The organism is Streptomyces sp. NPDC001544, assembly GCF_042894285.1.
GTDB lineage: Bacteria > Actinomycetota > Actinomycetes > Streptomycetales > Streptomycetaceae > Streptomyces.
In genome coordinates, this window is the sequence record NZ_JBIAVN010000003.1 from 93,392 (window position 1) to 115,980 (window position 22,589).

At 70.6% G+C, this 22,589-nt stretch carries 21 protein-coding genes, 1 tRNA gene and 1 pseudogene; 11 read left to right on the forward strand and 12 right to left on the reverse strand.

Annotated features, from left to right (window positions below):
• Positions 1–36: 36 nt before the first annotated feature.
• From ACFY0F_RS10330 to ACFY0F_RS10340, 3 genes are read right to left on the reverse strand one after another with little or no spacing between them, the layout of a single operon-like run.
• Positions 37–1,173 (reverse strand): right-handed parallel beta-helix repeat-containing protein, encoded by a 1,137-nt coding sequence (locus ACFY0F_RS10330; RefSeq protein ID WP_388791548.1) that lies wholly within the window; start codon positions 1,171–1,173, stop codon positions 37–39.
• The gene (locus ACFY0F_RS10335) at positions 1,170–3,053 is read right to left on the reverse strand and encodes a right-handed parallel beta-helix repeat-containing protein (RefSeq protein ID WP_388791550.1); all 1,884 of its coding nucleotides are present in this window, start codon (positions 3,051–3,053) and stop codon (positions 1,170–1,172) included. The genes ACFY0F_RS10330 and ACFY0F_RS10335 overlap by 4 nt, the downstream gene beginning before the upstream one ends.
• A complete protein-coding gene (locus tag ACFY0F_RS10340; protein ID WP_388791552.1) occupies positions 3,050–4,342 on the reverse strand; it encodes a glycosyltransferase family 2 protein in 1,293 nt (430 codons plus the stop codon). The genes ACFY0F_RS10335 and ACFY0F_RS10340 overlap by 4 nt, the downstream gene beginning before the upstream one ends.
• Positions 4,343–5,214: 872 nt before the next feature.
• On the opposite strand from ACFY0F_RS10340, the gene ACFY0F_RS10345 reads away from it, so the two are divergent.
• Positions 5,215–5,571 carry a carboxymuconolactone decarboxylase gene (locus ACFY0F_RS10345; RefSeq protein WP_388791554.1) on the forward strand — a complete coding sequence of 119 codons (357 nt, stop codon included), beginning with the start codon at positions 5,215–5,217 and terminating at the stop codon, positions 5,569–5,571.
• A 93-nt stretch (positions 5,572–5,664) separates the two neighbouring features.
• On the opposite strand, the gene ACFY0F_RS10350 is transcribed toward ACFY0F_RS10345, so the two are convergent.
• From ACFY0F_RS10350 to phoU, 3 genes are all read right to left on the reverse strand, one after another.
• Complete coding sequence (locus tag ACFY0F_RS10350) at positions 5,665–5,913, reverse strand: SCO4226 family nickel-binding protein (protein WP_388791556.1); 249 nt, start codon at positions 5,911–5,913, stop codon at positions 5,665–5,667.
• A 154-nt stretch (positions 5,914–6,067) separates the two neighbouring features.
• Complete coding sequence (locus ACFY0F_RS10355) at positions 6,068–6,223, reverse strand: hypothetical protein (RefSeq protein WP_388791558.1); 156 nt, start codon at positions 6,221–6,223, stop codon at positions 6,068–6,070.
• A 965-nt stretch (positions 6,224–7,188) separates the two neighbouring features.
• Positions 7,189–7,878: a phosphate signaling complex protein PhoU gene (phoU, locus tag ACFY0F_RS10360; protein WP_388791560.1), complete on the reverse strand. Its 690-nt coding sequence runs from the start codon at positions 7,876–7,878 to the stop codon at positions 7,189–7,191.
• 192 nt (positions 7,879–8,070) lie between these two features.
• On the opposite strand from phoU, the gene ACFY0F_RS10365 reads away from it, so the two are divergent.
• Together ACFY0F_RS10365 and ACFY0F_RS10370 are read left to right on the forward strand one after the other, a co-directional pair.
• Positions 8,071–9,336, forward strand: a complete 1,266-nt coding sequence (locus ACFY0F_RS10365) for a sensor histidine kinase (protein WP_388791562.1) — start codon at positions 8,071–8,073, stop codon at positions 9,334–9,336.
• Positions 9,333–10,013 carry a response regulator transcription factor gene (locus tag ACFY0F_RS10370; RefSeq protein ID WP_010358452.1) on the forward strand — a complete coding sequence of 227 codons (681 nt, stop codon included), beginning with the start codon at positions 9,333–9,335 and terminating at the stop codon, positions 10,011–10,013. Before ACFY0F_RS10365 ends, ACFY0F_RS10370 begins: the two co-directional genes overlap by 4 nt.
• Before the next feature lie 89 nt (positions 10,014–10,102).
• On the opposite strand, the gene ACFY0F_RS10375 is transcribed toward ACFY0F_RS10370, so the two are convergent.
• Positions 10,103–10,774 (reverse strand): DUF461 domain-containing protein, encoded by a 672-nt coding sequence (locus ACFY0F_RS10375; RefSeq protein WP_388791564.1) that lies wholly within the window; start codon positions 10,772–10,774, stop codon positions 10,103–10,105.
• 625 nt (positions 10,775–11,399) lie between these two features.
• Between ACFY0F_RS10375 and ACFY0F_RS10380 the strand changes: the two genes are divergently transcribed.
• The 7 genes from ACFY0F_RS10380 (at position 11,400) to ACFY0F_RS10410 (ending at position 18,342) form a co-directional block, all read left to right on the forward strand.
• Entirely contained in the window at positions 11,400–11,882 is a 483-nt protein-coding gene (locus tag ACFY0F_RS10380) for a CarD family transcriptional regulator (RefSeq protein WP_003953493.1), read from the forward strand.
• 393 nt (positions 11,883–12,275) lie between these two features.
• The gene (gene ispD, locus ACFY0F_RS10385; protein ID WP_388791566.1) at positions 12,276–13,028 is read left to right on the forward strand and encodes a 2-C-methyl-D-erythritol 4-phosphate cytidylyltransferase; all 753 of its coding nucleotides are present in this window, start codon (positions 12,276–12,278) and stop codon (positions 13,026–13,028) included.
• A complete protein-coding gene (ispF, locus tag ACFY0F_RS10390) occupies positions 13,018–13,530 on the forward strand; it encodes a 2-C-methyl-D-erythritol 2,4-cyclodiphosphate synthase (protein ID WP_388791568.1) in 513 nt (170 codons plus the stop codon). The genes ispD and ispF overlap by 11 nt, the downstream gene beginning before the upstream one ends.
• 55 nt (positions 13,531–13,585) lie before the next feature.
• Positions 13,586–13,990, forward strand: a complete 405-nt coding sequence (locus ACFY0F_RS10395; RefSeq protein WP_388791570.1) for a PPOX class F420-dependent oxidoreductase — start codon at positions 13,586–13,588, stop codon at positions 13,988–13,990.
• Positions 13,991–14,103: 113 nt separating this feature from the next.
• Positions 14,104–15,507 carry a cysteine--tRNA ligase gene (cysS, locus tag ACFY0F_RS10400; RefSeq protein WP_388791572.1) on the forward strand — a complete coding sequence of 468 codons (1,404 nt, stop codon included), beginning with the start codon at positions 14,104–14,106 and terminating at the stop codon, positions 15,505–15,507.
• Positions 15,508–15,606: 99 nt separating this feature from the next.
• Positions 15,607–16,548 carry a 23S rRNA (guanosine(2251)-2'-O)-methyltransferase RlmB gene (rlmB, locus tag ACFY0F_RS10405; protein WP_388791574.1) on the forward strand — a complete coding sequence of 314 codons (942 nt, stop codon included), beginning with the start codon at positions 15,607–15,609 and terminating at the stop codon, positions 16,546–16,548.
• A gap of 123 nt (positions 16,549–16,671) precedes the next feature.
• A complete protein-coding gene (locus ACFY0F_RS10410; protein WP_388791576.1) occupies positions 16,672–18,342 on the forward strand; it encodes a DoxX family protein in 1,671 nt (556 codons plus the stop codon).
• A 93-nt stretch (positions 18,343–18,435) separates the two neighbouring features.
• Here the strand turns inward: ACFY0F_RS10410 and ACFY0F_RS10415 are convergent, their stop codons facing one another.
• The 3 genes from ACFY0F_RS10415 to ACFY0F_RS10425 all read right to left on the reverse strand — a co-directional run bounded on the left by ACFY0F_RS10415 (position 18,436) and on the right by ACFY0F_RS10425 (position 21,063).
• Positions 18,436–19,167, reverse strand: coding sequence for an NDP-sugar synthase (locus ACFY0F_RS10415; protein WP_388791578.1), 732 nt, complete (start codon positions 19,165–19,167; stop codon positions 18,436–18,438).
• 92 nt (positions 19,168–19,259) lie between these two features.
• Positions 19,260–19,706 carry a hypothetical protein gene (locus tag ACFY0F_RS10420; RefSeq protein ID WP_388791580.1) on the reverse strand — a complete coding sequence of 149 codons (447 nt, stop codon included), beginning with the start codon at positions 19,704–19,706 and terminating at the stop codon, positions 19,260–19,262.
• Between the two features lie 220 nt (positions 19,707–19,926).
• Entirely contained in the window at positions 19,927–21,063 is a 1,137-nt protein-coding gene (locus ACFY0F_RS10425; RefSeq protein WP_388791582.1) for an ABC transporter ATP-binding protein, read from the reverse strand.
• Positions 21,064–21,279: 216 nt separating this feature from the next.
• Here ACFY0F_RS10425 and ACFY0F_RS10430 point away from each other — a divergent pair.
• Positions 21,280–21,353: transfer RNA gene (locus ACFY0F_RS10430), tRNA-Thr, on the forward strand.
• A gap of 46 nt (positions 21,354–21,399) precedes the next feature.
• On the opposite strand, the pseudogene ACFY0F_RS10435 reads toward ACFY0F_RS10430, so the two are convergent.
• Both ACFY0F_RS10435 and ACFY0F_RS10440 read right to left on the reverse strand, forming a co-directional pair.
• A pseudogene (locus tag ACFY0F_RS10435) lies at positions 21,400–21,588 on the reverse strand (glycoside hydrolase Chb); the annotation flags it as partial.
• Between the two features lie 72 nt (positions 21,589–21,660).
• Positions 21,661–22,488 carry a helix-turn-helix domain-containing protein gene (locus tag ACFY0F_RS10440; protein WP_388791584.1) on the reverse strand — a complete coding sequence of 276 codons (828 nt, stop codon included), beginning with the start codon at positions 22,486–22,488 and terminating at the stop codon, positions 21,661–21,663.
• Between the last annotated feature and the right edge of the window lie 101 nt (positions 22,489–22,589).

The window sequence follows — 22,589 nt, forward strand, 5'->3', positions numbered from 1 at the left end:
CGGGCCCTGCGTGACGGAGAAGCGATAAAGGTGGGGTCAGGAGGCGCAGTGGACGTTGGCGAGGCCCTGTGCCGCGCCCGTCGCCTTGTTGTCGCAGGTCAGTTCGTTGCCGTTGACGGGTGTGAAGTGGAAGCCGTAGCCCGGGCCGTCCACGTGGGCGACGTTGCCCTTGAAGGTGTTGTTCTTGCCCCAGCCGTCGACGATCTCGTGCGTCTGGAATCCGTCTTCGGTGGTGTGACTGCCGGTGTTGAAGGAGATCGTCCAGCCGTTGCCCTTCACGTCGACCCAGGAGTCGTCGTGTGAGCCGGACAGGTCGGAGCCGTCGAAGGTGTTGCGGGTGACGACGCCGCCGGTGGTGCCTTCCTTGATGTCGACCGCCTCGGCCGTGGTGGCGCTGATGTGGTTGCCGCTCACGATGTTGCGGTCGCTGTTGTCCGGCTTGCAGTGGGTGACCGTGCACCAGTTGGAGTCGGCGGAGCCGATGTACACGCCTTCGCCGAACTTCGGCTTGCGCCGCCCGGTGTCGCGGATGGTGTTGTCACGGACGACGTTGTCCGTGCTGAAGTCGCGCAGGTGGATGGCCTCGTCACCGATCTGCTCCACCGTCAGGCCCTGGATGACGGCGTGCTGGACCTGGTCCGCCATCACACCCTTCTGGCCGTTGCGCACGGTGAAGCCGACCAGCCGCCAGTAGTCGGCGCCGTCGAGATGGAAGGCGTAGCCCCCCTTGATGCCGCCGGCGTCGATCACCGCGCCGGGGCCGCCGCAGACCCAGATCGGCTTGTCGGCGGTGCCCGCGGCCTTGGCGGTGAACTTGCCCTCGTAGCGGCCGTCGGCGAGGTGGATGACGTCGCCCGGCATGGCGCCGTCGAGGGCGTCCTCCAGCGTCTTGCCGTCGCTGACGTCGACGGTGGCCGTGGGGCAGGACACGGCGTCGGCCGAAGCCGTGGCCGAGCCGGTGGCCCCCGGTGCGGCCGGGTCCGCGGTGGCGACCGGCCCCGTGGCGGGCGGGGAGGGCTCTTCGGCGGCGCTGCTCCGGGTGGCCGTGGCCGGGCCGGCCTTCGTGCGCGAGGAGCTTCCGTCGCCGCCGGCGGTCAGGGCCACGATCAGCGCCACGACCGCGACCGCGAGGGCGGCTCCCGACAGCCACACGGCACGGTTCACGGCGCTCATTCGGACATCACCGGGACCCGCTCCTGTTCCGATTCCGGCCGGGGGATCTCACGCAGGTTGTCCTTGGGCAGCGGCGCCTTGTCCAGGTACGGGTGGATGCCGAACTGCCCGCGCCTGCGGCGGCCGCGCCGGCCCAGGGCCGCGGAGAACAGAATGAGGAGCAGGATACCCGTCCACAGCAGGGTCATCGGGCTGGCGTAGTGCCGGAACTTCACCCAGAACGAGCTGGTGTCGTACCAGGCGAAGGTCTGGTTCTCCCTGACGGTCAGGTCGCCGTGGGCACGGGAGACGTCGACGGCGCTGGGGCCGACACCGGCGATGACGTTGTACGAGACCGTGGAGCCGCCGATGCCGCCGACCAGGGAGACGCCGTGGTTGCCGGCTTCCTCGACGGTGTTGCCCCGCACCTCGGCGACCGAGTCGCGGACGTAGACGGCGGTGTCGGCCTTCTCGACGATGTTGCCGGTGACCTTGGCGCCCGTCACGCCGTCGCGCACCGAGATGCCCTGCCGGGACTGGCCGATCAGGTGGTTGCCGGTCACCGCGACCTTCTCGGCGTCCTTGCGGGCGACGATGCCCATGTCACCGCCGACCACGGTGTTGTCCTGCACGCCGACGTCCGTGCCGCCGACGACCTCGATGCCGTAGTGGCCGTTGTCCTTGGCGGTGCTGCTGGAGACCGAGTTGGAGCCGTAGCTGCTGACGGACTGGCCGGAGGCGGAGGGGCCGTGGGCCAGCGGCTGGCCGCTGATGGTGAAGCCGTTGCCGCCGTTGTCCAGCGACTTGGAACCGGTGACGCGGACCTGCTGGGTGGCACGGGCCAGCACGAAACCGTCGCCGCCGTTCTCCCGTGACGTGGTCTTCTCGACGATCGCGTTGGTCACGAAGCGGTGCAGTACGAGGCCGTCCTGCCGGCTCTTCTCGATGGTGGTGGACTCGACGGTGACTCCGGTGGCGCCGGAGGCGAACAGCCCGTACACGTTGCCGGACACGGTGGAGTGGTTGATGTCCGCCGACACGTAGGACAGTTGGGGTGTGCTGAACCGGCTGTCCGGGGTGGTCAGCTTGCCCGAGGGGCCGGTGAGCACGCCGCTGCTGCTGAGCTGGTCGTCGTCATCGGTGGGGGTGTCCGGGCCGCTGAGGCTGCCGGTGTTGGGCCGGTCGGTGCCGGTGAGGCTGAGCCCGCCGGTGCGGCCGCTCCAGAAGCCCAGGTCGAAGACGTCTGCGTAGCTCATGGAGAACTGGCCGCCGATGGCGCGGATGTAGGCCCGCCCGTCCCGGACGTCGGTGTCCGGCCGGTTCCTCGCGGGGTCCCAGCTGCTGACCTTGACGTGTGCCTGCGCGGCGCCGTCGATCATGATCCGGCCGCCGAAGGAGACGATGGAGACGAAGCCCTGGCGATTGCTGGCCATGTGCAGGTTCAGCCCACCGGGGTTGGACAGACGCAGTTTGGCCCCGGAGTTCAGATAGATGTTCTCCGTCAGCAGATACGACCCGTCCGGCTTCCGCACGAACGTCTGCGGCGCGAGCCGCAGAAGGTCGGCGATGCTGTACGGCTTGCTGCGCCGGGTCAGTACGAGGGTGTAGCCGCCGGTGGTCTCCGTCCGGTACGGCTTCGTGTACCGCGGGTCCTTCAGTGGAGCGACCGCGGCCACCGCGCGGACCTGGTCGAGCCGATGGTCCTCGGCGGCGACCAGTGCCGCCTGGGTCTCCGACTCCTCGGCGGTGAACTGCTGCCCAGGGGAATCGTTCTTTCCGTCGGCCGAGGCGTGGGCGGCCGGGGCGAGCAGGAACAGTGCGGTGGCGACCGGCAGGGCGGCGGCGGTACGCAGGGCCGGGCGGAGGCGCCCCGAGCGTGTCGTGCGGGTCGGACGGTTCATGACTGGAGAGCCCCCATACCGGCTGCGGCCGTGTCCGGCGTCGTGCCGCCGAGCGATGCGGAGTCCTGGCCCTCGCCGCCGATCGTGCTGCTGTTGCGGGTGAGCCAGCCCTGCTTGTTCATGGTGACGAAGGCGTACAGCTTGATCGGCAGCGAGATCATCACGACCACGAGCGCGAGCAGCGGCAGCAGGAGGACCTCCTGCGGGTGCCTGCGCAGATGCGAGTAGCCGCGTATGCCACGTCCGACGAGCAGCCAGATCAGCGCCAGCGCGATGCCACGCGCCGTCAGGTCGAGTCGGCTGAAGAGGAGATAACCGACGGCCATGCCCATCGTGACGGGGGTGAGCAGGATCTGCAGCACGGTGATCTTGGTGACCAGCGGCACCCGCCACAGCCAGCCCTTGTACAGGGCGGTCAGGTAGCAGCGGTAGGAGTTGCGGCTCCAGCGCACACGCTGCTTGACGAAGGCCCGGAAGGAGGAGGGGAACATCGACAGCGCACGGGCGGACGACTGGTGGACCGTCTTGTAGCCGGAGGCCAGCACGAGCCAGGTCAGCCGGCCGTCGTCGCCCGCGACGCACCGGCGGCCGAGGAAGAACTCGTCCTCGAGATTGGTCAGCACGGGGGTGATCGCCGCCCGCCGGTAGGCCGCGGTGCGGCCGGAGAGGCAGGCGACGGCGCCGGCGCGGCCCATGGCCGGGACGTAGTCGTAGTAACGGAGGTTGACCAGCCAGTCGGCTATGCGCCGCCAGACGCTGGAGCGGCGTTGGTAGACGTTCTGCTGGGTGCCGACGCCACCGACCGCGGGATCGACGAAGGGCATCTGGACCGCGTCGAGCAGCCCCGGCTCCCAGCGGGTGTCGGAGTCGACCAGGACACACAGTTCACCGGTCGCCGCCCGGATCCCCACGCCCAGCGCCGAGCGTTTGCCGCGGTGCTCGAAGGCCAGCACCCGGACCCGCGGATCGGTCACCTGCGACAGCCGCTGGATGACCTCGTGGTCCTCCACGTCCGGGACGATGATCACCTCGGTGGGATCCTGGGCCAACCAGGTCTGAAGGCAGTCCAGGAGGATCTCCGGGTCCTCCCGGTAGGCGGGCACCACGACCGAGGTGGTGGTGCGGTAGTCGTTCACCACGGGTCTGGCGAACCGGGACAGCACCGCTCGGTACAGCCACAGTCCCCACACGAAGACGCCGGCGATGCCGAGGGGCATCACGTCCCGCCAGGATGTCTCACCGACGGCCTGCACCAGCCATGACCAGAATGCGTCGAAGAAACTCGACATAGAGAGGGCCCCCACCCAAGAAGCAACCGGGAACAGCACCAATACGCCGTGGAGGCGATTTGGCGTGAAGGAATCTAAGCCACAGAACATGTGTTCTTCACAACGGGAACACAAAGTTCACCTTGTGTGCGCACAAGTTTCCGACGGCGGAAGCGATGTGCGGCAGACAGGCGCCGTGCTCCGTGTGAAGCCGTGCGGCGGCGCGCCGACCCTTTCGGGCCGCGGCCGGTGCCGCCGGGACGGACTACCGCCGTGTCACCGGCCTGTCCGTGATGCCGAGCCCCCTCCGGGTCGGCAGGTTTCCGTACATGGTCCCCCCTCTGGGTCCGTGCGGTGAGGCACCTTGTGAAGAATCGTTTCGCCTTTTCCCGAGCGGCGACGCCCCTGCATGCGACCGTCTGTTCCTGAAGCAGGCGGGCGCGGCGTCCGGTGCCGTTGGAGGGCGGGAACGATGGTCCGAAGCCGTGCTGCTGAGCCCCCGTCGGGTCGCAGCGGCGGTGCTGTCCGATGCGACGCCCCGTCAGGAGGCGCCGCACGCCCACGTCCTGAGCGTGTGTCGGGGACCGATCGATCTTCACAAAACTTCCTCGTTTGTGAACATCAAGAGTTCAACAAGGGTACGTCATCGATGGATCTCTTTACCGAAACGAGACCTATGAATCTACTCTCAGTCAGATCAGGGCGTTGAGCGACCATGGGTGACGAGCGAGACAGGGGCGCCGGGGCGGCCGTTTCGCCCGTGTCGATCTTTCTGCACGACGATCGGTCTTCACGATTCGTGCGCGGGGTCACCCGCAGAGGGTGAAGCAGGGCCCCCGGCGGCTTCCTACCTTGAGGGTGTCGGCTCTCCTCCGAGGAAAGGCGGACCCGAGATGGCCACTGCGCCCGACGCCCCCGTTCTCGACACGCTCACCGCCATGACGATCGACTCGCTCGAGCGGTGCCACATGGATGTGGGCGCGCTCGTCCTGACCCGTATCGCCGCGCTCGTCGCCATGGACGCGCCCGCGGTCTCCTACCTCGCCCACGCCGGCGCCGCGGCCGAGGCGAACCTCACGACCGAGCAGTTGCAGGACGTCCTCGTCGCCATCGCCCCCGTGGTGGGCACGGCCCGCGTCATGTCCGCCGCCAGCCACATGGCCGAGGCGTTCGGTCTCGCCCTGGCGGTCGAGGAGTCCGAGGCCCAGACGATCGCCGAGGCGGAAGCGCAGAGCATGGGGAACACCTGAGGACATGCGGGGCGCCGCTGCCTGTACCTCCCGAGCCTCTGGCCGTGCTCAGGCATGACCAGAGGCTGTCGTACGGCCCCTTCGCTGCGGTCCTCAGACCGTCAACGGCACCGGATGCACCTCGTCCGCCCGGTGCCCCGCCCGTTCGTGAACGCGCTGGACCGCCTCGGCGGAGGGCGCCTCCGAGAGGCAGTAGACGGTGCCGGACTCCGGGTCCGCCCAGGCCTGCTCGAAGTGCACGTTCTCCTCACCCTCGATGGCCAGGTCGGCCTGGTGCGCCTGCTTCAGCTGGTCGGCGGTGATGTCCTTCATCCCATGGTGGACGTCCATGAACCGGGGCATGGCCTCACACCTCCTCGTCCTTTCCACTCCCGCCTTCCATCGTGCTTCCGTGGGCGCACGGGGGCGACTCCTGCGAGTGCGGTCACGGCATACGTCGAGGGCCCCGGCGCTCACTGATCGCCAAGGCCCTCGGCGTCGCTGACGCAAGGTGCCGTCAGCCGCACTGGCACGGGCCGCCCGACTGGCACCCGCAGCCGCATCCCGAGCCGCAGCCGCAGGAGGCGACGAGCGGGAGACTCCTGAGGTCGGCGGGCTGGTCGGTGTCCTGCTGCTGTGTGGGGTCGGGCGTGGTGCTGGGGGATTCGGCCATGGTTCCTCCCAGTGGATAGGGCCTGGTGCCTTTGCCCATTTCATGCCCGGCCCGGTAGGCGCATCAACGGCGCACAGTGGCGCCCGCCCGGGGCCGCCAGGATCAGTACCGGGATGTCCTGGCCGCCCGCCCCGGGACGTGAGCGGCCAGGCCCCGGCCGCTGCCCCTTCACGTCCGACTCGGCGCCGACCGGATGTCGTGCAGCCCGACGGCGACAGCGGTTCCCCTCCGCGATCCACAGACCTGCACCTCGGCTACGCCGCGCCCGCGAGCGGTGGGCCCCGGGCCGTCGGCCGTGCTGCTGCTCCTGGCCACGGCCCCTGGTTCCGGCCGTGGACCTCGGTCCCTACCCGGAGGGCGGCTGCGGGCCTGCTCTCGGCCGGAGGCCTCGGGCCCGGGGTTGCGGGCCGTGCTGCTGTTCCTGGCCGCCGGCTCTGGTTCCCGCCGTGGGCTTCGGGCCCCGGGCCCGAAGGGCGGCTGCGGGCCTCGGGTCCCGCGCCTGCAGGTCGTGCTGCCGTTCCTGGCCGCCGGCCCGCCCCCGGTCGGAGGCCGCGGGCCGGGAGGGAGTACTGCTGTTCCCGGCCGCCGGCCCGCCCCCGGTCGGAGGCCGCGGGCCGGGAGGGAGTACTGCTGTTCCCGGCCGCAGGCCAAGCCCGGCCGGAGGCCACCCCCGGCCGGTGGCCAAGCCCGGCCGGGGGCCAAGCCCGGTCGGAGGCCAAGCCCGGCCGGGAGCCAAGCCCGGTCGGAGGCCAAGCCCGGCCGGGAGCCAAGCCCGGTCGGAGGCCGCGGGCCCGGAGGGCGTACTGCTGTTCCCGGCCGGAGGTCAAGCCCGGCCGGAGAACACGCCCGGCCGGAGGCCAACCCCGGCCGGAGGTCAAGCCCGGCCGGAGACCACGCCCGGCCGCAGGCCACCCCCGCCCGCGGCCCGGGCAGGCCCAGCCGTACCCCGCCGAACCCCCGGAGGGCTACGCTCCGTCCGTCCCCGTGACCGGCTGGATGTCCGTCTGGATCTCGTCCGCGTGCTCGCCGGTCACCAGGTAGACGACCCGCTTGGCGACCGCGACCGCGTGGTCGGCGTAGCGCTCGTAGTAGCGGCCGAGCAGGGTGACGTCGACGGCCGTCTCGATGCCGTGCTTCCAGCGGTCGTCGATCAGGTGCTGGAAGAGGGTGCGGTGCAGCAGGTCCATGTCGTCGTCGTCCTGCTCCAGCTGGAGCGCGAGGTCGACGTCCTTGGTGATGATGACCTCGGCGGCCTTCGCCATCAGACGCTGGGCGAGCTGGCCCATCTCCAGGATGGTGGCGTGCAGGTCCTGGGGGACCGCGCGCTCGGGGAAGCGCAGCCGGGCGAGCTTCGCCACGTGCTGGGCGAGGTCGCCGGAGCGCTCCAGGTCGGCCGACATGCGCAGCGACGTGACGACGATCCGCAGGTCCGTGGCCACCGGCTGCTGGCGGGCCAGCAGGGCTATCGCCCGGGCCTCCAGGTCGTGCTGCAGCTCGTCGACCTTCTGGTCGGCCTCGATGACGCTCTCGGCCAGCTTCAGGTCGGCGTCGAGGATCGCGGTCGTCGCGCGCCCGATCGCCGACCCCGCCAGCCGGGCCATCTCCACCAGACCGTCGCCGATCGAGTCCAGTTCCTCGTGGTACGCGTCCCGCATCAGGGTTCCCTCTCGTACGTGTGCTTCGGGGGCGGTGCGAACCCCACGCTCCCACGTTCCGGCCCGTACGCGTCCGTTTCTTCCACCTCAAATGAACCAATACTGGCTCCAAGGTGAACTCTGGGCGACGAGTGTTCGAGCTCGCCCCCAGACGGCTGTGGTCAGGAGGAATGCCGTGCCTAACCTTGACGCATGGACGTGAACGCGGCGGTCGCCGCAGCGGCTGCGATCGCCGGGGTGCTCACCGGTGTCATCGCCATGCTGGCGTTCCGTTGGAGCGAGCGCGACCAGAAGCGACCGACCAGGACTTCCTTGCACACCGATCCCGTACTCCCGCCCGGAGTGGACACGGTTCTGTCCGTACTCCGCTCGTCGGCCGTCGTACTCGACGAGGCCGACGCCGTCGTCAAGGCCAGCTCCGCCGCGTACGCCCTAGGGCTGGTCCGCGGCGGCAAACTGGCCGTCGAGCCCATGCTCCAGATGGCCCGCGACACCAGACGCGACGGCGAGATACGGCAGGTCGAACTCGACCTGCCCCGGCGCGGGACCGGGCGGGGGGAGGCCCTGGCCGTCTCCGCGCGGGTCGCACCGCTGGGCTCCAGGCTGGTCCTGCTGCTCGTCGAGGACCTCACCGAGGCCCGTCGTATCGAGGCCGTACGGCGGGACTTCGTCGCGAACGTCAGCCATGAGCTCAAGACCCCGGTGGGCGCGCTCTCCCTGCTGTCCGAGGCCGTCATGGACGCCTTCGACGACCCGGAGGCCGTACAGCGCTTCGCCGGGCGCATGCAGATCGAGGCGACCCGCCTGACCAACCTGGTGCAGGAGCTCATCGACCTCTCCCGCGTGCAGAACGACGACCCCCTCGAGGACGCCGAGCCCGTCCGGGTGGACGAACTCGTCGCCGAGGCCATCGACCGCTGCCGGCACCAGGCGGGCGCCAAGCAGATCACGATGGCCGCCGGCGGCACCGCCGACCTCCATGTGTGGGGGAACCGGGGGCAGCTCGCCGCCGCCCTGGGCAACCTCGTCGAGAACGCCGTCAACTACTCCCCGGCCCGCACCCGTGTCGGCATCGCCGCCCGCCGGATCGTCGCCTCCGGCGGCGACATGATCGAGATCGCCGTCACCGACCAGGGCATCGGCATCTCCGACAAGGACAAGGAGCGCATCTTCGAGCGCTTCTACCGCGTCGACCCGGCCCGCTCCCGGGCCACCGGCGGCACCGGCCTGGGCCTGGCCATCGTCAAGCACGTGGTCGCCTCGCACGGCGGGGAGGTCACGGTGTGGAGCGCCGAAGGCCAGGGCTCCACCTTCACCCTGCGGCTGCCGGAGGCCGGTGCGGCCCGCGACCGCGCCCAGCAGCATCCCGACCTCGACGAAGAGGCCGGGCCGTCCGCCACCACGTCCCCCGATTCAACCGCGTACGAAACGCTTCCCGCCCCGGAGGTCCTTCCGTGACCCGAGTGCTCGTCGTCGAGGACGAGGAGTCCTTCTCCGACGCCCTGTCGTACATGCTCCGCAAGGAGGGCTTCGAGGTCGCCGTCGCGGCCACCGGCCCCGACGGACTCGACGAGTTCGAGCGCAACGGCGCCGACCTCGTCCTCCTCGACCTGATGCTGCCGGGCCTGCCCGGTACGGAGGTCTGCCGCCAGCTGCGCGGCCGCTCCAACGTCCCGGTGATCATGGTGACCGCCAAGGACAGCGAGATCGACAAGGTCGTCGGGCTGGAGATAGGAGCCGACGACTACGTCACCAAGCCCTTCTCCTCGCGTGAGCTGGTCGCCCGCATCCGCGCGGTGCTGCGCCGGCGCGGCGAGCCGGAGGAGGTCACCCCGGCCGCGCTGGAGGCCGGCCCGGTCCGGATGGACGTCGACCGGCACGTGGTGACGGTGTCCGGTTCCAAGGTCGACCTTCCGCTGAAGGAGTTCGACCTCCTGGAGATGCTCCTGCGCAACGCCGGCCGCGTCCTCACCCGCATGCAGCTCATCGACCGCGTCTGGGGCGCCGACTACGTCGGCGACACCAAGACCCTGGACGTCCACGTCAAGCGCCTGCGCGCCAAGATCGAACCGGATCCGGGTGCGCCGCGGTACCTGGTGACGGTGCGTGGGCTGGGCTACAAGTTCGAGCCGTAAGGGGCACTGCAGGGCGGGCGGTACGACTGAAGGGCGGCACCCCGGCAGGGGTGCCGCCCTTCAGTCGTGTGACCGGTTCAGCCGTGTGATCAGTGGCCGGCGGCGGACGCCGACGCGGAGTCGCTCGGCGTGCTGCCGGCGGAGGCGGACGCGGAGCCGGTCGCGGAGGGGGACTTGCCCTTCGACGGCTTGCCGGAGGAGCTCGCCGACGCGCCCGGGGCGGGCGACGTCGAGGCCGACGCCGTGGGGATCTCACTCGGGCCCCAGCCGCTGAAGTAGCTCTTGGCCGGGAAGACGAAGGCGCGCAGGCTCACGTCGCCGGTCTTGCTGAAGGTGAAGGTGACCTTCTGGGCGTTGCCGTCCTGGAGGGCCTCCTGGGTGTTGTCCAGGACGGCGGAGGCGTTGCCCTTGCCGCCGAGGATCAGCGAGCCGCCGGCCGGGACCACGAGGTCCTTGCCCTTGACCGGGTTGAGCTTGGCGGTCTCGCCGGTGCCGGGGACGGTGATCGACTGGAGGGTCTGGGGGCTGATCCCGCCGTTGAAGATGGTGGCGGAGACCACGGCCGGGCCCGTCGCGTGCATGTCGGGCTGCGTGATGACCGTGGCGTTCTGCACCTTGATGGCGCCCACGCTCGTGGCCGCGTTGTCCGGCTTGATCTCCAAGGTCTGCGAGTCGTTGCCGGCGCCGCAGGCGGCGAGCGAGGCGATCGAGAAGGCGATGGCGGAGGCGGCGAGGGCGCCGCGTCGAAGGCTGCTGCTCACGGCGGCGGCAACTCCTTGAACGCAGGGGCGACCTCCTTGTAAAGCCGCCCTATGTGTCTGTCAGCGGCCTCAGGTTACCGAGCCGTCCCCGCCCGGCCGCACCCGACCCTCCCTCAGGAGTCCCGCGTCCCTCGGGCAGGGGTGCCCGTGTCTCTTCCGGCTACACGCGAACCGCATTGACCGCGGCCTCGTACGGCATTCACATAAGGGGGGTCGCAAAATTTCGGTGAAGGAATGCGCGGGTGCCCGGATATTGATCACGTATTGATCACGTACCGATGAGTACGACGATCGGGCTACTGATCAGCGCGCGCGGATGATCAATTCTGGATTCGCCTCATGTCCGCCTCCGGACACCGAACGGAGTAGCGTAAGTCGCACGCTTGGAATCGGACAAATGTGGACGTTCAGCCGCTTGGGCGGGCCCCCGGATGCGTGTAGCGTACGCGTTTCACCTCGCCCGGACATCCGCTCCGACCTGCGAATACCTGCTTCCGCAGGCCTGCCGCAGCACGTTCCTGTCGCTGTTGTCAAGCCCCGAGATATGCCCTGACCTGCGAAAACGCCATTCAGAAGACGCCGTATCCGTGTTACTCTTGATAGCCACGGAAGGGGTACCTGTCACATGACGTTCAAGGTTGGCGACACCGTGGTCTATCCCCATCACGGGGCCGCGCTGATCGAGGCCATCGAAACTCGCCAGATCAAAGGCGTGGACAAGACCTACTTGGTGCTGAAGGTCGCCCAGGGTGACCTGACGGTACGTGTGCCAGCGGACAATGCGGAGTTCGTGGGCGTGCGTGATGTGGTCGGTCAGGACGGGCTGGACCGGGTCTTCGAGGTGCTGCGCGCGCCGTACGCCGAGGAGCCCACCAACTGGTCCCGTCGCTACAAGGCAAATCTGGAGAAGCTCGCCTCCGGCGATGTCATCAAGGTCGCGGAAGTCGTGCGTGACCTGTGGCGTCGCGAGCGCGAGCGCGGACTCTCCGCCGGTGAGAAGCGCATGCTGGCCAAGGCTCGCCAGATCCTGGTGAGCGAGCTCGCCCTCGCGGAGAACACCAACGAGGACAAGGCCGAGGCCCTGCTCGACGAGGTCCTCGCGTCCTGACGGACCGGCCTCCCGGCAGGCCCCGCCCGCTCAGCACGCTCGAACAGTGAACTGCCGCGGTGCCCGATGACACACCACCTGTCGCCGGGCGCTGCGGCATGTTCAGTTCGTGTACGTGGATCTATGTGGATCTCGTTCTACGCGGAAGCCGGCAGCGATGCCGTAAAACACCGGGGAGCCCCCGATACTGATCGTGCCGAGCCCGGGCAGCCGACTCGACCGGTGTCACGGAAGGGTCCGGTCAAGACGCGCGCCAGTGGCACGCTGAGGCCATACCCACGCCGACCCCGCCGTCAAACCGGCGCTTCCCGGACCGTCCCCGGCACACACGCCCGCCGTGCCGCCGAACCGTCCGAACGGCAGGCCTCCCGCACACGAACCTGACAGGAACCGATGTCTGACGAATCGCGCCCCTCGCCCGCGCCGACGCCCGTCGCAGCCGTCATTCCGGCCGCCGGGCGGGGTGTACGCCTCGGACCGGGCGCCCCCAAGGCACTCCGAGCGCTGGGCGGCACGCCCATGCTCATCCACGCGGTCCGCGCGATGGCCGCCTCCCGCGCCGTCTCCCTGGTGATCGTCGTGGCCCCGCCCGACGGCGCCGCCGAGGTCAAGTCCCTCCTCGACGCGCACGCCCTGCCCGACCGGACGGACTTCCTGGTCGTCCCCGGCGGCGAGACCCGCCAGGAATCGGTCCGCCTCGGCCTCGACGCACTCCCGCCCGACCACCGCGTCGTGCTCGTGCACGACGCCGCCCGGCCCCTCGTCCCCGTGGACACCGTCGACGCCGTCATCGAGGCCGTACGCGACGGGGCCCCGGCCGTCGTCCCCGCACTGCCGCTCGCCGACACCGTCAAGGAGGTCGAGCCGGCCGCCGTCCCGGGCGAGCCCGAGCCGGTCGTCGCCACGCCCGAGCGGGCCCGGCTGCGCGCCGTGCAGACCCCCCAGGGCTTCGACCGCGACACCCTGCTGCGCGCCCACCGGACCGTCACCGAGGACGTCACCGACGACGCGAGCATGGTGGAACAGCTCGGGCTGCGCGTCGTGACCGTGCCCGGCCACGAGGAGGCCTTCAAGGTCACCCGCCCGCTCGACCTCGTCCTCGCCGAGGCGGTCATCGCCCGCAGGAGGCTCAACGATGGCTTCTGAGGCGCCGTCCTCCCAGCCGCTGCCGCCCCTGCCCCAGGTCGGCATCGGCACCGACATCCACGCCTTCGAGGACGGCCGCGAACTGTGGTGCGCCGGCCTGAAGTGGGAGGGTGAGGGACCCGGCCTCGCCGGCCACTCCGACGCCGACGTCGTCGCGCACGCCGCCTGCAACGCCCTCTTCTCGGCCGCCGGCCTCGGCGACCTCGGACAGCACTTCGGCACCTCGCGCCCCGAGTGGTCCGGCGCCTCCGGAGTCACCCTGCTCACCGAGGCCGCCCGCATCGTCCGCGCGGCCGGTTTCCGGATCGGCAACGTCGCCGTCCAGGTCGTCGGCCCCCGGCCGAAGATCGGCAAACGCCGCGACGAGGCCCAGAAGATCCTCTCCGCGGCGGCCGGCGCCCCCGTCTCCGTCTCCGGGGCCACCACCGACGGGCTCGGCTTCCCCGGCCGCGACGAAGGCCTGATGGCCGTGGCGACCGCACTCGTGGTGCGGGTGAGCTGAAAGCGTGTGAGGGTACCCGTGGGACGACAGTGACCCAGGTCCTGGAGGTACCCCCATGCCCGCCGTTCTCTCCGACCGCCTCAAGGCCCTGCTCGACGGCCCGGTCTTCGTCGTCCTCGGCACCGTCCAGCCCGACGGCAGCCCCCAGCTCTCCCCCGTATGGGCGAAGCGGGACGGCGACGACATCCTGATCTCCACCACCGTCGACCGCCGCAAGAAGCAGAACCTCGACCGCGACCCCCGCGTCAGCGTCGTCGTCCAGGACCCCGAGTCCCCGTACGAGTACGCCGAGATCCGCGGCAGCGTCGAGACGACCACCGAGGGCGGCCAGGAACTCATCGACGAGCTGAGCCTGAAGTACAGCGGCAAGCCCTACGCCGAGTTCAACCCGGCCTCGGCCCAGGACGCCGAGCGCGTGGTCGTGCGGGTGCGTCCCCGGAAGGTCGTGGGGAGCTTGTGAAGCGGCGCGGCGTACGGCCCTCCGGGCCCCGGTGGCGTCCGCTGTGTCACGAATGCGTGGCCCTTCGGTAGAAGAGTCGCAAGGCACTGCCCCGCGCCCACTACCCTGGAGTGGTGACCATTCGCCTGTACGACACCAGCGCCCGGCAGATCCGTGACTTCACCCCGCTCAAGCCGGGCTGTGTCTCGATCTACCTGTGTGGTGCCACCGTGCAGGCACCGCCGCACATCGGGCACGTCCGCTCGTACCTCAACTTCGACATCATGCGCCGCTGGTTCGAACACCGCGGCTACGACGTCACGTTCGTCCGCAACGTCACCGACATCGACGACAAGATCATCACCAAGGCGCACGAGCAGAACCGTCCCTGGTGGTCGATCGGGTACGAGAACGAGCGCGCCTTCAACGACGGCTACGCCACCCTCGGCTGCCTCCCGCCCACGTACGAGCCCCGCGCCACCGGTCACGTGACCGAGATGGTCGAGATGATGCAGACGCTCATCGAGCGCGGACACGCCTACGAGGCCGACGGCAACGTCTACTTCGACGTGCGCTCCTTCCCCGGCTACCTGGAGCTGTCCCGGCAGGAGCTGGACAACCTGCTGCAGCCGTCGGGCGAGGGCGAGACCGGCAAGCGCGACCCCCGCGACTTCGCCATGTGGAAGACCGCCAAGCCCGGCGAGCCCACCTGGCCGACCCCGTGGGGTCCCGGCCGCCCCGGCTGGCACCTGGAGTGCTCGGCGATGGCCCACAAGTACCTGGGCAGCGCCTTCGACATCCACGGCGGCGGCATCGACCTGATCTTCCCGCACCACGAGAACGAGATCGCCCAGGCCAAGGCCTTCGGCGACGAGTTCGCCCGGTACTGGCTGCACAACGCCTGGGTGACCATCGCCGGCGACAAGATGTCCAAGTCGCTCGGCAACTCCGTCCTCGTCTCCGAGATGGTCAAGCAGTGGCGCCCCATCGTCCTGCGCTACTACCTCGGCACCCCGCACTACCGCTCGATGATCGAGTACAGCGAGGAGTCCCTGCGCGAGGCCGAGTCCGCGTTCGCCCGCATCGAGGGCTTCGTCCAGCGCGTGGTGGAGAAGGCCGGGGGAGTCGTCGAGCCCGCCGCCGAGGTCCCGCCCGCCTTCGCCGAGGCCATGGACGACGACTTCGGCGTCCCGCAGGCCCTGGCGATCGTGCACACCACCGTCCGGCAGGGCAACTCCGCCCTCGCCGCCGACGACAAGGAGGCCGCCGTCGCCCGGCTCGCCGAAGTGCGCGCCATGCTCGGCGTCCTCGGCCTCGACCCGCTCGACGAGCACTGGGCCGGTGAGGGCGCCGACCGTGGCGAGGACCTCCACGGGGTCGTCGACAGCCTCGTCCGCATGGTGCTCGACCAGCGCGAGGCCGCCCGCGCCCGCAAGGACTGGGCCACCGCGGACGCCATCCGCGACCAGCTCAACCAGTCCGGCCTCACCATCGAGGACAGCCCCCAGGGCCCCCGCTGGAGCCTCGGCCCGCGCTGAGCCATGGCGGTCGGTTCCTTGATCGATTGTGCCGCCCGGCCCCCCGGGCGGCACACTGCACATACGTACGTACTCACGCTTCGCACAGACAGGTAGGTCATGGCCGCTAACAACCGCCGCATGTCCGGCAAGAAGGGCGCGCAGGTCGGCAGTGGCGGCCAGCGGCGCAAGGGCCTCGAGGGCAAGGGGCCGACCCCGCCCGCCGAGATGCGCAAGGGACACAAGAAGAACCGCATCGCCAACGCCAAGGCGAAGCAGGCCGTGCGCCGCCCCACCGCCCGGGGCCGCGGCGGCAGGTCCACCTCCGAACTGGTCGTCGGCCGCAACCCGGTCGCCGAGGCCCTGCGTGAGGGCGTACCCGCCTCCACCCTCTACGTCCAGCAGTTCATCGACAACGACGAGCGCGTGCGCGAGGCCCTCCAGCTCGCGGCCGAGCGCGGCGGCATCAACCTCATGGAGGCCCCCCGCCCCGAGCTCGACCGGATGACGAACGGCCTCAACCACCAGGGCCTCGTCCTCCAGGTCCCGCCCTACGAGTACGCCCACCCCGAGGACCTCGCCGAGGCCGCCTACGACGAGGGCGAGGACCCCCTCATCGTCGCCCTCGACGGCGTCACCGACCCGCGCAACCTCGGCGCCGTCGTCCGCTCCGTCTCCGCGTTCGGCGGCCACGGGGTCCTCGTACCCGAGCGGCGCGCCGCCGGCATGACCGCCGGCGCCTGGAAGACCTCCGCCGGCACCGCCGCCCGTACCCCGGTCGCCCGCGCCACCAACCTCACCCGCGCCCTCGAGGCCTACAAGAAGGCCGGCATCGTGGTCGTCGGCCTCGCCGCCGACGGCGACGTCGAACTCGGCGAGCTCGAAGCCCTCGCCGGACCGGTCGCCATCGTCGTCGGCAGCGAGGGCAAGGGCCTGTCCCGCCTCGTCGGCGAGACCTGCGACTTCCGCGTCCGCATCCCCATGCCGGGCGGCGCCGAGTCGCTCAACGCGGGTGTGGCGGCGGGCATCGTCCTGTACGAGGCGGCGCGCCGACGGGCCTGAACACCCGTCCCCGGGGTCACCCGTACGGGGTAATCCTGGCGACACGTACGAGCTTGACGCGGTCCGGACACATCCGGGCCGCCGAGGCAGTGTCCTAACTCCACATCACTCGGTTAGTTGAGTGTGGACACCAGAACACCCCGCACACCCACGGGGGACCGCTCGTCGGGATACGACGACGCTCCCGCGCTGAGCATGGTGAAGGTGCCGAGCGATCCGGCGCAGGTCATCGTCAATCACGCGAGCTTCCGCGTGCAGTTGGGCGCCTCGACACGGCGAACCCAGTCACCACGGATCGCCTGGCACACCGCCACCGGGGACACCGCCCGCGTGCCCGCCATGGGCGCCCCCGCCCGCCGCCGCCCCGTCGTCTGGAGCGGCCACTCGGCCCCCGACGACACCGGCGCCCACCGGCTGCTCCAGGCCGTCCGGGGCGGCAGCGTCCGCCACGCCGACGATCCCGTCCCCGACGCCGGAGCCACCCAGGTGATCCCCCGCGTCGGCGACCACGACGGCTACGCCACCGGCTACGACGACGTGTACCACCAGCTGGAAGAGACCGTCGAAACCCCCGTCCTCGGCCACCAGCGCGCCCCCGTCGCCGGCGAGACCCGCCTCCTGCCCCCCGTGCGCCCCGTCGGCGGCGCCTACGACCCACCGGCCCACCCCCACCACGCCGATCCCGACGACGACTACGCGGGCCCCGACGACGACTACGCGGGCCCCGACGACCACTACGCGGGACCGGCGGACCACGAACCGGCCGAACCCCCCGCCAAACGCTCCACCGACGACCCCGCCCGGCACGCCTACTACCCCGGCCGCCGTATGAACCTCGGCGTCGTCCTCCTCCCCCTGCGCCTCTTCCTCGGCGTCATCTCCATCTACGCCGGCATGGGCAAGCTCTGCGACCCGCTCTACTTCGACGGCGGCCGGCGCGGCTCCATGGTCAAGTGGCTCCACACCCTCCACCCCTGGCAAGTAGCCGAACCCCTGCACCGGTTCGCCCTGCACCACCCCGTCGGTTCCGGCCTCGTCATCGCCTTCCTCCAGGTCGTCGTCGGCGTCCTCACCATCCTCGGCTGCTGGCAGCGCGTGGCCGCCGTCGTCGGCGCGCTGCTCTCCGCCGCCCTCATCGTCACCGTCAGCTGGAAGACGGTCCCCGCCTACGACGCCCCCGACATCATCTACCTCGCCGCCTGGTCCCCCCTGGTCATCGCCGGCGCCCCCGTCTACTCCGTCGACGGCCGCCTAGCCGCGAACGCCTGGCGCACCCTCGGCCCCCGCTCCGCCATCTGGGACCTGCGCCGCTACGTACTGCGCCGCGGCGCCCTCATCACCGCCCTCACCGTCGGCGTCACCCTCCTGGTCGGCTCACTCCTCGGCGGCGCCGTCCGCGACGCCGACCGCGTGGTCGTCCCCGGCCCCGGCGAGGCCCCCCGCAACAACCTGCCCGGCTCCCCGCTCGCCCAGGACCCCGGCAAGCACCACAAGAAGACACCGGCCGCCTCCACCCCGCCCAGCGGCGGCGCCACCACCGGCGCCAGCCCCTCCGGCGGCACCACCACCCCCGGCGCCACCCACTCCACCGGCACCGTCACCGGCGGCGCCCCCAGCCAGACCCAGGGCGCCGCCGGCCAGGCCCCACCGCGGCGCACCGCCCCCGCCCAGCAGGCACCCAGCACCACCTCGGGACCGACCTCCGGCGGCACCACGACCGGCGGCGGTGGCTCCACCACCGGCGGCGGCTCCTCCTCCGGACAGCCCGGCCTGGTGGGCGGCCTCCTCGGATAAGCCGCACCGCCCCCGGTACGACGACGGGGTCCCGCACCACCGAAGGTGCGGGACCCCGTCGTCGTCATGTTCGCGAGGTGTCCGAACGGCTCCTCAACGCCCCAGCGCCGCGAGCTCCTTCGCCGCCTCCGTCAGGTCCTTCGCCGTGTCGATGGCCCGCCAGTAGGCGCCCTGCGGAATCGGGAAGCCCGCCAGCCTGCGCTCACGCGCCAGATGCGGGAACGTGGTCCGCTCGTGGTCACCGCGCTCCGGCAGCAGACCGGCGAACTCCGGCGAGAACACGTACACGCCCGCGTTGATCTCGAACGTCGACGGCGGCGCCTCGATGAAGTCCGTGATGTGACCGAAGCCGTCCGTCTTCACCGCACCCCACGGAAGGCGCGGCCGGGCCAGCGCGAGGGTCGCGACGGCGTCGCGCTCGGTGTGGAAGTCCGCCATGTCGCGCAGCGAGAAACGGGTCCAGATGTCACCGTTGGTGGCGAACCACGGGCGGTCCGGGTGCGGCAGACGGGCCGCCGCGTACTTCAGACCGCCACCGCGGCCGAGCGGCTCCGACTCGACGACGGTCGTGACGTTCACGGGCAGATCGGCCGAAACCAGCCACTTCTGCAGAACCTCGGCAAGGTGGCCGCAGGAGACCACCACGTCGGTCACGCCCTCTTCGGCGAGCCAGGAAAGCTGATGGCCGATGATCGGAGTACCCGTGCCGGGAATCTCGACCATCGGCTTGGGCCGGTCGTCGGTGTACGGACGCAGCCGTGAGCCCTGGCCACCGGCCAGGACAACGGCTTGAGTGGGGCGCGACGCGGCATTCGGATCGGTCATGACCGAACTGTACGCGGCGCCCCACTCGCGGCTTACGAACCCAACCTTCTCCTTAAACAGCTGTTACCCGTACCGTCACCTCGGCCGGACGGTCAGCCGCGCGACGCGGCCAGCACCCCCGAGGCGAAGGACGTGTCGCACACCGGACGGGCGTACGACTGGGCGCGCGAGGCGCCGTACACGCGGACCGCGGCCCGGCCCAGGGCGCGGGCGATGGAGGTGCAGTGCCTCGCCAGGGACGGGTGCCCGTTCACGGCCTGCTGCAGATGGGTGAGAACCACGCCCGGGTTCTCCTCCTGCAGCTCGCCCATCAGCCGGTCCCGCAGCACGTCCTGCGGTGCGCGCTGGAAGGACCGGCCCGAGACGTCCGACGCGGTCAGCACCGAGTTCGAGGGGTTCCCCGACCAGTTGACCCGGGTGACCGCGAGGGTCCCGGAAAGCACCAGGACGACGGGCAGGACGAGGGCGAGGGTGCGGCCGATCCGGCGGGCAGGGCCCCGGTGGCCGCGTCGCGTCTGAGGGTTGGTGGAGTGCTTCACGCGTGTGAGGGTAGCGCGCGGTGATGATTTGGAGACATTTAGTCACCGGTTCGAGGGACACGGAACTCCCCGTTCCCGAACCGGGTGTTGACGCACACCGCTCGAAATGCACCCCCCTGACGGGGTATTCCACGGCAAACAACCGGCAACGAGAAGGGCCCCGCAGCAGGCCGCGGGGCCCTTCTCGTCAACCTGGGTCATTTCACCCGGGACGGGGGTTTCAGTCGGAGAGACGCTCACCCGTCGAGGTCGAGAAGACGTGCGTCTCACCCGGCCGCGGGACGACGTGGAGCTGCGCGCCCTTCTCCGGCACCTGACGGCCGTTGACGCGGACCACCAGGTCCTTCCGCTCGCCGCCGACCTCGGCGGTGCCGTAGACGTAACCGTCGGCGCCGAGCTCCTCCACGACGTTCACGGAGACCGCGAGACCCGCCGGGGCGTCCTCGGTGTCCTTCGACAGGGAGGCGGCGGTACCGCCGTCGTGCTCCACCACGTCGAAGTGCTCGGGACGGACACCGACCGTCACCGTGCGGTCGCCCTTGTCGGCGGCGGCCTTCAGGGCGTCCCGGTTGACGGGCACGACACTGTTGCCGAACTTCACACCGCCGTCGGTGATCGGCACCTCGACGAGGTTCATCGCCGGGGAGCCGATGAAGCCGGCGACGAACAGGTTGGCGGGCCGGTCGTACATGTTCCTGGGCGAGTCGACCTGCTGCAGCAGACCGTCCTTGAGCACGGCCACCCGGTCGCCCATCGTCATGGCCTCGACCTGGTCGTGGGTGACGTACACGGTGGTGATGCCGAGGCGGCGCTGCAGCGACGCGATCTGCGTACGCGTCGACACACGGAGCTTGGCGTCCAGGTTGGACAGCGGCTCGTCCATGAGGAACACCTGCGGCTCACGCACGATGGCACGGCCCATCGCGACACGCTGCCGCTGACCACCGGACAGCGCCTTGGGCTTGCGGTCCAGGTACTCGGTCAGGTCGAGGATCTTCGCGGCCTCCTCGACCTTCTGCCGGATCTCCGCCTTGTTGACGCCCGCGATCTTGAGCGCGAAGCCCATGTTGTCGGCGACCGTCATGTGCGGGTAGAGCGCGTAGTTCTGGAACACCATGGCGATGTCCCGGTCCTTCGGCGGCAGGTGCGTGACGTCGCGGTCACCGATGCGGATGGCGCCGGCGTTCACGTCCTCGAGCCCCGCGAGCATCCGGAGCGAGGTGGACTTACCGCAACCCGACGGGCCGACCAGGACGAGGAACTCGCCGTCCTCGATGTCGATCTCGAGCGCGTCGACGGCGGGCTTCGTGGAACCCGGGTAGATCCGGGTCGCCTTGTCGAACGAGACAGTGGCCATGGTGAATGGGCCCCCTTCTACCGGCAGGAACGTGCCGGACGATCCGTTGTAGGAAGGTGGTTGGTGTAGTCCACCGGGGTGAACTGGGTCAGGACGGTACCTGGCGTTCACCTGCTCTGTCAGTAGTCCGGGGGGTGTGAACTTCGCGGAAATTTTCGACCGGCGCCCCTCCGGACCTGGGTACACTGCTCGGGCACGTGCTTCGCACACGTGCAGGCCTCCTTAGCTCAGCTGGCCAGAGCAACGCACTTGTAATGCGTAGGTCGTCGGTTCGAATCCGACAGGGGGCTCAAAAAAGCCCAGGTCGGAGTCCATCCGACCTGGGCTTCTTCATGTTCAGCCGCTGACCGCCCCGCTCGGCTTGCTCACCGCCGACCCGTCCGTGTGCCCGGTCCGGTGGGCGATCACCTTCACGGTGATCTTCTTGCTCTTCTGGGCCGCCTTCAGGACCAGGGAGGACTTGGTCGCCCCACTGATCGCCTTGCCGCCCGCGTACCACTGGTAGGAGTACGACGTCGCCGCCGGGCGGTGTCACACGGCCGGTCAGTCGCGGTGTCAGCGGTCGCTGCTCCCCGGATCGCGTCTTCGACCGCGAGTTCACTCGGTTCCCACGCCCTCGGTGGTCATTGCCAGCAGGACCAGGGAGTCGTGCTCGGCCGTGCCGGGCGGGGCCTGGTAGATCAGCATGCGCCGGCCCTCGCCGGCAGGGCTGAGCACCTCGTTGGCGAGGGTGACCGGGCCGATCAACGGGTGGCGGAACGCCGTCTCACCGGCGCGCTTGACCCATACCTCGTGCCGGCGCCACAGAGCGGCGAACTCGCCGCTGGCCGCCGCCAGTTCGGCCACCAGTGCGGCAGTCCGCTCCGGGGCGGTCAGTTCGGCGGTGTGCAGGTGCGCGACGCTGTTACGTGCCACCCGGTCCCAATCGGCGAAAAGGGCGCGCGCTGCCGCATGCAGGAAGGTGTATCGGATCGTGTTGCGCTGTGCGGGCGGCCAGTCGCTGAGCCCAGGCATCAGCGCAAGGCCCTCCGGGTTCGAGGCCAGCACGTCGTTGACGTCGTCGAGTACGTACGCCGGGCTGGGCCGGACCGACTCCAGCAGCAGCCGCAGGCCGGGGCCGGCCGGCCGCGGGTCGGCGAGCCCGCGGCGCGGTGTCCGCCCGGCGACCTGGTCGGCGAGGCCGAGCAGGTGGGCGTGCTCGTCGGCGGTGAGCCGCAGGGCCCGGGCCAACGCGCCCAGTACCGCGTCACTGGGCGCGGTCTCCCGCCCCTGCTCGATCCGGACGTAGTAGTCCACGCTCACGCCGGCCAGCGCCGCCAACTCCTCGCGGCGCAGCCCCGGTGTGCGTCGGGCGCCCGGCCCGGTGGGCAGCCCGACGTCGGCCGGGCCGATCCGCCCGCGCCGGATCCGAAGAAACTCGGCCATCGCGTTCACGGCGTCGAGTCTGCCACCGGCCGATGCGCCCCTGGGTGGCCGTGTCACACCCAGGAATCACACGGCCTTCCCGGAACCGGCCCGGCGGCGCA